Raw genomic sequence first — 8,442 nt, 5'->3', positions numbered from 1 at the left:
TTATCAACCTCCTGGCCACCGCATGCCCTTACATCACACCTACAAGCATATAAAATATGTGTTTCTTTCAGCAGGTCAGGGGCATATGCAAGTGCCGCGTGCCGCCATGCAGGGTTCCCCCAGCCCTGTCCCCCACGCACCGCAGCAACAACTCATGCGGTGCGACAACGGCTGGCGCTGATGTTGCAGCCCATCTGACTGAACGTCACCCCTGCGCGGAATGACGAACCGATTCGCCTGGACACACGGATGTGATGAGACGTCCGCGTCTACGGCGCCCCCGCACCGGGGCGAGCACTCTGCTCGCCGCCGCCATCCCGACCGCCGTGGTCGAACTCGGCTACCGGTTGAACCAGGCAGCATGGGGACTCGGCTACGCCACCGAAGATTCCCGGGCCCTGATCCACAAGGGGTTCACGGATCTGGAGGTCGAGCGGGTTACAGCGAACACGATGGCCGTCAACCCCCGGTCCCGCCGCGTCATGGAGAAGTCGCGCCTGCCCTTCATCCGGAACTTCACCGGGGACTGGCCGGAGGCTCTGTGCACGAGAACGAGAACCGACTGCGCCTCGGGTCGGGCATGAGTTCCGCCGCCCGCAGAACTCATGCCCGACCTGGGGCTAGCGCGGTCAGCGCGCCACAGGCGTAAGGGTTGGGGCTCGGCCGGATACGGCCGGGCCCCAAACGCGTAACCCGCCGAGCGGTTCGGAGGGATCGGGCTTATCGGACGCACCGCCGGGTACGTGAGACATACACCGGCCCCGCAGGCCCAGCAGTGGAACCCTGCTCCTCCTGTCTGCGGGGCCGCTGCCTGCCCTCTGGAGAAGGCCGACGACGCGGCCATGGTGAAGCAACTAGAGGGCCTCGAACGCCTCACGCAGAAGACCGAGAGCCGCGGTACGAACGCTGTGGGCGTGATCCGCGAAGGATCCATCTTGCTCAATGGTGGCCATCGTGGCCGCCTCGTTCAATGCACTTATGAGGGGCACCTATGAGGGACAGAGCTTCGGAGACGGCGGCCTGCTGAAAGACATCCACCCGGCGGCGAACGTCTCGGGCTCCCTGGCCCAGGGGTCCGGTTCCGGCGACTGACCTGCGATCGGGGCATACCGCCCTTCCCCTCGGGCGCCGACGATGTCGCGCAGGCGGTCAGCGTTGGCACCCCGCCCGGCGTGTCGGGGGCGTGTCGGGCAGGACGCTTCGGTCCACGGGGGCCGCCGCCATTTTCCCACTTGGACAGGCAGGCGCGGGAGACGCTGGTCTCGGCGGCGACGTGAGCAATCGGACGGGTGCGGCAGCGCTCGACGGGCCTGCGGCGTCCCTCGACGGTCAACGGGGCGTTCGCATGCGTCACCGGAGCACCTCGCTGCCCCGGCCGGCCACGACTACTGTGCGCAAGGGGAACGCGATGAGCAGCGCGACCGCGACGAGAAGCCCGCTCACCCACAGCGGCCCGAGGTCCCCGACCGCAGTGGTCAGGGTGGTTGCGGCGATGAGCGGTCCAGCGGCGGCACCGATGTTGAGTGCCGCGGTCGCGTAGGAGCCGGCCATCGTGGGGGCCCCGGCCGCCTCGTAGAGGATCCGTGTGATCAGGGTGCTGCCCAGCGCGAACGACAGCGCACCCTGGACGAACACGAGGACGAGCAGTGCGACCGGCCGGTCAGCCAGCACCGCCATGGCGGGCCAGCCGATGAGCAGCAGCGGGCCGCCGACGGCGAGGATCAGGCCGGGTCGCTGATCGGACAGCCGTCCGGCGACGGTGACGCCGACGAAGGAACCGGCGCCGAAGAGCACCAGGACGACAGAGATCCACAGCTCGCCCAGCCCGGCGGTGCTGGTCACGACCGGGGCGAGGAACGTGATGCCGGCGAAGGTCGCCGCATTCACCAGCGCGCCGAGCAGCACGACCACGAGCAACCGCCGACTCCCGAGCTGTGCGAGTTCCGCTCGCAGGGTCGGCCCCTCAGCCGTGACCTTCTGTCCACGACGCGCCGGGATGCCGGCGAGGATGCCGACGGCTGCGGGCAGGCAGAGCGCGGCGACGGCCCAGAACGTGGCCCGCCAGCCGAGGAGGGTACCGAGCACCGATCCCCCGGGGACGCCGGCGACCATGGCCACCGTGGTGCCCGACAGCAGCACGGCGAGCGCGCGCCCCTTCCGGTCGGCAGGGACCAGCGTGGCGGCGGTCGTCAGAGCGACGGCGAGGAACCCGGCGTTCGCGAGCGCCGCGACCACCCGGGTCGCGAACAGGACCGCGAAGTTCGCGGTGGCGGCGCCCAGGACGTGGGCTGACAGGAACACGAGGACGAACCCGAGCAGGCTCGACCGTCCGGGCCGCTTCCGGGCAAGCGCGGCCATGAGCGGGGCGCCGACGATCATGCCGGTCGCGTATGCCGAGGTGAGCGTGCCCGCTGCCCCGACGGTGACGCCGAGGCCTGAGGCGATGTCCGGCAGGAGGCCGGCGAGCATGAACTCCGAGGTGCCCATGGCGAAGACCGCCAGGGCAAGCAGGTACAACGGGAGAGGCATCGAGTGGGCTCCGAGGTGAGGAGAGGCACGAGAAGGTCATCTCGTCACCGCGGCCAGCCCCCAAGGCGCACGTCGCCCGACCGCAGAACGCGGCGCGACGACAGGCTGCGAGCTCAGTGGTTCAGGGGCTGACGGCGTGACCGAAAGCCCCCACCCTGTCTGACTCAGGACTCGACATGCCCCGCACGCTACCCGACCGACGCCCGCCGAGGCACCCCGGTTTCACCGGCATCGACCGATGCCACCAACGTCATGTCCCGCAACACCTAGGGCTTCTCTTATGGATCACGTCGGGCAAGCCATGGACCGTAGGATCGGGGCCCGTTGCCGCGTGAGGGGACTGGATGGTGGAGACTTCCTCGGCTTAAGTGCATGATCGTCCGGTTCGCCGACTGCGGCCCCTTTTTGCGGGCGCCGGCAGCATGGTGGTGAGCACGCACGACGGTGGAGTCCACCGCGACGACCCAGCCCAGGTCTTCCTCCCCGTCGGCCTGGGCGAGCAGACCGGTGAAGACGCGCTCCCAGGTGCCGTCGACAGCCCGGTTCCGTAGCCTGGTGCAGACACCCTTCCACGAGCCGTACTGCTCAGGCAGGTGCACCCACTGGGAGCCGGTCTGGAACTTCCACGCAATGCCGTCGATCACCTGCCGGTGATCACGCCACCGGCCGCCGCGTTTCGGCGTCCGGTCCGGTAGCAGCGGCTCAATCCGCGCCCATTGGGCGTCACTCGACGGGGCACGCCTGACCAACGATCCGATGATCCGAGAGAAACGCCCTGGCCGACGCCCACCCCGGCAGTCAGGACGCCCTGCTGCTCGCCGAGCCGCTGGTCGCCCGTGCGCCCGGGACGTAGACGGACGTAGCCGTTGGGAGCCGGCCCGTAAAAAGGCTTTGACGCGCGGTTCGCTGTTCGCCGAAGGTGAGCCGGACATGTGAAGCGGGTGGTTCGAACCGCTGTGCCGACGGCGGTCGCCTCGCGGTAGGGGAGTTGTGCATGATTGTCGTGTCGGCCGCTTCGGGAGCTTTCGGCCGGCTGGTCGTCGACCGGCTGCTGGAACGGTGCTCCGCCGACCGTGTCACAGCCGCGGTGCGCGACCCTGGCAAGGCCGCGGCTCTCGCCGCCCGCGGGGTGACGGTCCGTACAGGTGACTACGACGTGCCGGAGACGCTGCGTATGGCGTTCGAGGGCGCCGACCGGCTGCTGCTGATCTCTTCCCCCGAGCTGGACCCCGCCCGGCGTGCCGCCCAACACCGGGCGGCCGTCGACGCGGCCCGCGATGTGGGGGTCGGCTCGATCATCTACACCAGTTTCCTGGGAGCCGGCACCCAGGCCGACGGGGTCACCGCGGCTCATCACGCCACCGAACGCCACCTGGCGGCGAGCGGGCTGCCCCACACACTGCTGCGTCACCCCTTTTACAGCGAGGCGTTCCTCAGCCCGGACCTGCGCGATGCCGTCGCTTCGGGCGAGCTGGCCGACGGCACCGGCGGACGCGGCATCAACACCGCCCTGCGCCGTGACCTCGCCGAGGCCGCGGCCCGTGTCCTGACCGAGGACGGCCACCTCGGCCGCGCCTACGACTTCACCGGCAGCGTGTGGACCTACGAGGACCTCGCCGGCGCACTCAGCCGTCTCGGAGGCAGGCCCGTCGTGCGCCGGGACCGCGCCGGCCGCGCGCCCGGCGCCCAGGGCTGGCTGGAGGAACAGGTCCGGAGCGGCGCTCTGGAGCAGCAGACCGGCGATCTGCCGCGGGTTCTCGGCCGCCCGGCCACCACCCTCGACGAGGCCATCGCCGCCGTTCTCGCCCCGCATCCCTAGTTCGGCCACGACAACTCCGGGACTCCACCGCATATGTACGTCACGGTGTGCGACCCGGAGTGCACCTGCGCCGTTCCCGGCCCCGGCGAGCCGTGCGCGCGAACGCTGGTGCCGCAAGGCGGAGGGAGCCGCGGCCGCCCGTCCCGGCCTGAGTGAGCAGAGCGGCCCCACGGCCGCCGTGCGGCCTATACCGTGGTGACACAAGCTCGTTCGCGTTCTGGAGGCCCTCGATGAGCGAGAAGCCGGCCCTCGCCGACAACGCCCGGCAGCAACTGGAGCCCGACGCCGCCGACGGGCTGCGCGCGTACGCGGCCCGTACCCGTGAGAGCGCCGACCAGCTCGCCGCCGTCCTTGAGGACATCGCCGCCAACGGCCTGCCCTCGGTCGAGAACTGCACCCCGTGGGAGGAGCTGCGCGAGGCCCACCTCGCCCGGCTCGCCGCTCAGCGCCCGGCCGTCGCCTGATGCCCCCACCGCACGGCCCGCGCCGCGCCCGGATCGCGTTCTCCGACTCCGCCGTCAAGCAGCTGGACGCCATCACCAGCGAAGCCGAGCTGCACGCACTGGACCGCGCCCTGGTCGTCATCTCCGTCGACCTCGAGGCCGGCGAACTCCTGCCCCGCGACAGCAGCGGCCCGCGGCTGCGCCAGTACGTCGACGACGTCGAACGCGTCCGACTCGTGTACTGGGTGACCGCGCTGAAGACCGTGGTCGTCGTCGCCTTCGTCGAGGTGTAGCAGCCGCCCACCGCCCTTCCGCGTTGAAGGCGCCGGAGGCGGTGTCGGGCCGCGCGTTCTGGACCGAGGACATGGAGGGCGTCTCCTCCACGGACGCGGGGAACACACACCGGCACGTGCGTCACCTGGGTCGCTCGGGTACCCGGACGGGGGCCTCCCAGGGATCACCTGACACCGGCTGCCGGGCAGGTGGACGTCGACGGCCCACCCCCGGGAGGGCACCGGGGACGGCCGTCCGAGGGTCCGGACGGCCGGTTCGGTCCCGATGACCACCTTGCCGCTGAGACAGGTCCTGCCGTCCTGTTCGACGACGGCACACAGCGCGTTGCGGTGCAGGGGTGTGACGGACACCCAGGCGGGGGCGTCCAACTCCGCCCAGCCCAGGCCCGAGACGGACATCCGGGGCACCACCGTGCCCGGGGCAGGGTGAACCGTGCGCGGCCTGGCGGAGCGCTTCCAGAAGGAGCATGCCGGGGGCGTGGTCGACGGGGTGGCCGAACAGCACCGGGTGGTCCTGTTCGATGCGGAGCTGCCAGCGTCCCGCACGTTCCGTCGCGGCGAGCACCACGTTCCCGGGCGTGCGTGTCCGACCGTTGCGGGGCGGCAGCGGGGGAGGGGGCGGCACGGTCCAGCCAGTGCGGAGCACCTCGGCGGCCGCCTCCTTATGGCCGAGCTCCCGGGGAACCTTTTCGACGAGTCGTGGTCTGCCCTTCCCGTAACCGCGTAACCGGGACGTGCCGACGCATCCCCTGTGTCTGGCCTGCTCAACAGCGATACGGTAAACATAAATTACGCTATCTATGTGTGCCTAGGAGTGATCCCGAGTGCCGACTGCCAAGGCGGAACAGGCTGCCCGCACACGCCAGAAGATTCTGCTGGCGGCGGCTGAGGTCTTCGACGAGACGGGCTACGAGAAGGCGTCCGTCTCCCAGATCGTGCAACGGGCGGGACTCACCCTCGGCGCCCTCTACTTCCACTTCGGCTCCAAACAAGGACTGGCCGAAGCGCTGATGAACGCTCAGCCGACGACGATAGAGCCCCACCTCGCGTCCACCGGGTTACAGCGCATGGTGGACATCACCCTGGTGTGGGCGGACCGGATGAAACGCGATCCGGTCCTTCGTGCCGGAGTGCGTCTGGCCACCGAACAGGGCAGTCACGGCATGAACGACGCCACGTCCTTCGAGGACTGGCGGAAACTGATGCGCGGGCACCTGGAGGTGGCCCGGTCCAGCGGCGAAATCCGTGACGGCGTCGACACCGACCAGCTGGCCCGCTTCGTCGTCGGCGCCTGCACCGGCATGCAGCTCTACTCGCACCTCGCGACCAGGCGGGCCGACCTCATGGAACGCGTCTGCGACATGTGGGACCTGCTGTTGCCCAGTGTCGCCTCCGCAGGCGTCCTGCACGCCATCCACGTGGGCCCCACACGCGTCCCCACAAGGTGACCGCGACGACGGCCCGGCCCCGGCACATCGTCCTCACCGGGGCCACCGGGCAGATCGGTTCGCTCATGGTGAGGCACCTTGCGCCCCACCACCGCCTCACCCTGACCAGTCGTACGCCCCGCCGCACCCTGCGGTGGCCCGATATCCGTCACCTCGCCTGCGACTACGACGACATGGCGAGCATCGCCAACGCCTTCCGCGGCGCCGACGCCCTGTTCGTCGTCACCAACGACCCCGCCCGGCCCGAACACGATCGCAACATCGTGCGGGCGGCCGTCGAGGTGTCGGTGGGTCACATCGTCAAGCTGTCCGCCGCGGCGGTACGCGACGGTGCGGCGCACGACCTGATCACCGAGTGGCAGCGCACCAACGAGGACCGGATCAAGTCGAGCGGCATCCCCTGGACCATGATCCAGCCGCGCTCATTCATGTCGCACGCCCTGGCCTGGGCGCCGAGCATCCGCAGCAGCGGCACCACCCACGCGATACACCCGCACAGCCGCAACGCGTGCATCGCGCCCGAGGACGTCGCGGAGGTGTCGGCACGTGTTCTGGGCGACGCCCGGCACCACTCCCACTCCTACCAGGTCACCGGTCCGCAGGCACTGTCGGCCCACGAACAGTCGGCAGTCCTGGCCGAGGTGCTCGGGCGTCCCCTCACCTGCCGAGAGCTGTCCCGCGAGGAGGCCCACCTCACCCACGCACGGAGGTACTCATCCGTGATGGCCGACGCGCTCCTCGCGAGCGCCGAGCGTCAACTTGCCGGTGCCAAGGCGGACGTCACAGACACGGTCGAGCGGCTGACCGGGAGGCCGGCCACCACCTTCGCCCAGTGGGCCACACGTCACAAGAGCCGCTTCGAGGGCGAACGGCGGCCGCCACGCTCCGCGGAGCCGTGCCCGGCGCAGGGCGGCGTGGCCGGAACACCGCGGATCCGGTGCGGGTAGGCAGGAAAACACCAGTGCGCGGCTTGCCGGACCCCTTTCCTCCGGGCCAGGATCTCCGGGGCCGCGCCGCCGGACGAGCGCGCTACGGCATCCACAGGGAGGGGCCATGCCCGCAGAGGGCCTGCTATACGGCAAGACCGTGCTGATCACCGGAGCGAGCAGCGGCATTGGTGCGGCGGCCGCAGAGCTCTTCGCCCAGGAGGGGGCCGCCGTCGTCCTGGCTGCCCGCCGTGAGGAACGCCTGCTGAAGCTGGAGGCCGCTATCAGCGCCGCCGGCGGACGGGCCACGGCCGTAGTGGCGGACGTGACCCGGGCGGGGGACGTGCGGGCAGCCGTGGACACGGCGCTGCGGACCTATGGCCGGCTCGATGCCGCGTTCAACAACGCGGGGTGGACGTCCACCGGGACACCGATGCACCTGATGGACGACGCGGAGTACGACCGGATCATGGATGTCAACGCCCGGGGCGTGTGGCACGCGATGCGCGCGGAGATCGCTGCGATGCTCGACCACGGGGGCGGGTCCATCGTGAACACCTCCAGTGTCGCCGGGCTGCGCGCCACCGGCGCCAGTGCCCCCTACATCGCGGCCAAACACGCCGTCATCGGTCTGACCAAGGCCGCGGCCGACGAGTACGCGGACCAGCACATCCGCGTCAACACCCTTGCCGTCGGCAGCACCCGAAGCGAACTGATGGACCAGGTGCTCACCGAGACCCCCGCGCTGCTCCGCCCGTTCACCGAGCGCGCGATGCAGCACCGCATGGCCAATCCCGTCGAGATCGCCCAGACGGCCGCGTGGCTCTGCTCGGACCGGTCCTCGTTCACCACCGGCGCAGTCATCGCGGTCGACGGGGGATGGACGGCTCGCTAGGCAGTGTCTTCAAATGATCTTGCCTGGTGGATCATGGTGGCGTGATACGTCGTCATGAACTGTCGGATGCCGAGTGGGAGTTCGTCCGG

At 70.2% G+C, this 8,442-nt stretch carries 9 protein-coding genes and 2 pseudogenes; 7 read left to right on the top strand and 4 right to left on the bottom strand.

All coding sequences use genetic code 11. The annotated features are described in order from the left end of the window. Positions 1 to 323 precede the first annotated feature (323 nt). A pseudogene (locus ACF073_RS41265) lies at positions 324 to 542 on the top strand (GNAT family N-acetyltransferase); the annotation flags it as partial. Positions 543 to 1,222: 680 nt separating this feature from the next. Here the strand turns inward: ACF073_RS41265 and ACF073_RS41260 are convergent. From ACF073_RS41260 to ACF073_RS41250, 3 genes and pseudogenes are all read right to left on the bottom strand, one after another. Next, positions 1,223 to 1,354, bottom strand: a pseudogene (locus tag ACF073_RS41260) (IS481 family transposase); the annotation flags it as partial. Next, positions 1,351 to 2,529, bottom strand: a complete 1,179-nt coding sequence (locus ACF073_RS41255; protein WP_392076704.1) for a Cmx/CmrA family chloramphenicol efflux MFS transporter — start codon at positions 2,527 to 2,529, stop codon at positions 1,351 to 1,353. The pseudogene ACF073_RS41260 and the gene ACF073_RS41255, both read right to left, overlap by 4 nt. 278 nt (positions 2,530 to 2,807) lie before the next feature. Continuing rightward, positions 2,808 to 3,461, bottom strand: coding sequence for an IS5 family transposase (locus tag ACF073_RS41250; protein WP_392076703.1), 654 nt, complete (start codon positions 3,459 to 3,461; stop codon positions 2,808 to 2,810). A 62-nt stretch (positions 3,462 to 3,523) separates the two neighbouring features. Here ACF073_RS41250 and ACF073_RS41245 point away from each other — a divergent pair, with 62 nt between their 5' ends. The 3 genes from ACF073_RS41245 to ACF073_RS41235 all read left to right on the top strand — a co-directional run bounded on the left by ACF073_RS41245 (position 3,524) and on the right by ACF073_RS41235 (position 5,084). After that, positions 3,524 to 4,348 carry an NAD(P)H-binding protein gene (locus tag ACF073_RS41245; protein ID WP_392076702.1) on the top strand — a complete coding sequence of 275 codons (825 nt, stop codon included), beginning with the start codon at positions 3,524 to 3,526 and terminating at the stop codon, positions 4,346 to 4,348. A gap of 230 nt (positions 4,349 to 4,578) precedes the next feature. Beyond that, positions 4,579 to 4,812, top strand: a complete 234-nt coding sequence (locus tag ACF073_RS41240; protein ID WP_392076701.1) for a hypothetical protein — start codon at positions 4,579 to 4,581, stop codon at positions 4,810 to 4,812. Continuing rightward, the gene (locus ACF073_RS41235) at positions 4,812 to 5,084 is read left to right on the top strand and encodes a hypothetical protein (RefSeq protein ID WP_392076700.1); all 273 of its coding nucleotides are present in this window, start codon (positions 4,812 to 4,814) and stop codon (positions 5,082 to 5,084) included. Before ACF073_RS41240 ends, ACF073_RS41235 begins: the two co-directional genes overlap by 1 nt. Before the next feature lie 121 nt (positions 5,085 to 5,205). Here ACF073_RS41235 and ACF073_RS41230 read toward each other — a convergent pair whose 3' ends face one another. After that, positions 5,206 to 5,649: an AfsA-related hotdog domain-containing protein gene (locus ACF073_RS41230; RefSeq protein ID WP_392076705.1), complete on the bottom strand. Its 444-nt coding sequence runs from the start codon at positions 5,647 to 5,649 to the stop codon at positions 5,206 to 5,208. Between the two features lie 259 nt (positions 5,650 to 5,908). On the opposite strand from ACF073_RS41230, the gene ACF073_RS41225 reads away from it, so the two are divergent. The 3 genes from ACF073_RS41225 (at position 5,909) to ACF073_RS41215 (ending at position 8,353) form a co-directional block, all read left to right on the top strand. Further along, positions 5,909 to 6,532, top strand: coding sequence for a ScbR family autoregulator-binding transcription factor (locus ACF073_RS41225; protein WP_392076699.1), 624 nt, complete (start codon positions 5,909 to 5,911; stop codon positions 6,530 to 6,532). Beyond that, positions 6,529 to 7,479, top strand: coding sequence for an NAD(P)H-binding protein (locus ACF073_RS41220; protein WP_392076698.1), 951 nt, complete (start codon positions 6,529 to 6,531; stop codon positions 7,477 to 7,479). Before ACF073_RS41225 ends, ACF073_RS41220 begins: the two co-directional genes overlap by 4 nt. A gap of 106 nt (positions 7,480 to 7,585) precedes the next feature. After that, entirely contained in the window at positions 7,586 to 8,353 is a 768-nt protein-coding gene (locus ACF073_RS41215) for an SDR family NAD(P)-dependent oxidoreductase (protein WP_392076697.1), read from the top strand. The last annotated feature ends 89 nt before the right edge of the window (positions 8,354 to 8,442 follow it).

Source organism: Streptomyces sp. NPDC015171 (genome assembly GCF_043079545.1).
Lineage (GTDB): Bacteria > Actinomycetota > Actinomycetes > Streptomycetales > Streptomycetaceae > Streptomyces.
The sequence above is the reverse complement of the archived record's forward strand: the minus strand, read 5'-3'. Positions and strand labels throughout refer to the sequence as shown.

Bases quoted from the DNA above. Each gene is read 5' to 3' on its own strand.
- ACF073_RS41235 (WP_392076700.1), top strand. From the start codon at position 4,812: ATGCCCCCACCGCACGGCCCGCGCCGCGCCCGGATCGCGTTCTCCGAC.
- ACF073_RS41250 (WP_392076703.1), bottom strand. From the start codon at position 3,461: ATGTCCGGCTCACCTTCGGCGAACAGCGAACCGCGCGTCAAAGCCTTT.
- ACF073_RS41245 (WP_392076702.1), top strand. From the start codon at position 3,524: ATGATTGTCGTGTCGGCCGCTTCGGGAGCTTTCGGCCGGCTGGTCGTC.
- ACF073_RS41255 (WP_392076704.1), bottom strand. From the start codon at position 2,529: ATGCCTCTCCCGTTGTACCTGCTTGCCCTGGCGGTCTTCGCCATGGGC.
- ACF073_RS41240 (WP_392076701.1), top strand. From the start codon at position 4,579: ATGAGCGAGAAGCCGGCCCTCGCCGACAACGCCCGGCAGCAACTGGAG.
- ACF073_RS41215 (WP_392076697.1), top strand. From the start codon at position 7,586: ATGCCCGCAGAGGGCCTGCTATACGGCAAGACCGTGCTGATCACCGGA.